Annotated in this window: 1 protein-coding gene; it reads right to left on the bottom strand. The window is 45.2% G+C overall.

Annotated features, from left to right (window positions below):
- A partial coding sequence (locus B4K11_RS06950; RefSeq protein ID WP_292959302.1) for a GNAT family N-acetyltransferase occupies positions 1-228 on the bottom strand: 228 nt, incomplete at both ends.

Here is a 228-nt window from a genome sequence, read left to right as displayed (position 1 = left end):
ATAGGGCTGCATCTTCTCATCGTACTTGAACAGTGTTTCACTGTAGAGGTTCTCATCTGAGTGACGATCGATTTTACCCGCTTCAGCTAATCGGTATGCGCCTGCAATTTCTAATTCCTCTTCATCCCATAAAATAAGGTGGCGATAGTATTGATCATACTGATCTAAGTCCTTTTTATGGCCGCTGCCTTCACCGACACGACGAAACGCTATCTCGCGTAATCGTCC

The sequence above is a fragment of the Neptuniibacter sp. UBA6509 genome (assembly GCA_002435145.1).
In the GTDB taxonomy this organism is placed as follows: domain Bacteria; phylum Pseudomonadota; class Gammaproteobacteria; order Pseudomonadales; family Balneatricaceae; genus Neptuniibacter.
Note: the sequence above shows the minus strand (reverse complement) of the source record. Positions and strands in the feature narration are given on the sequence as shown.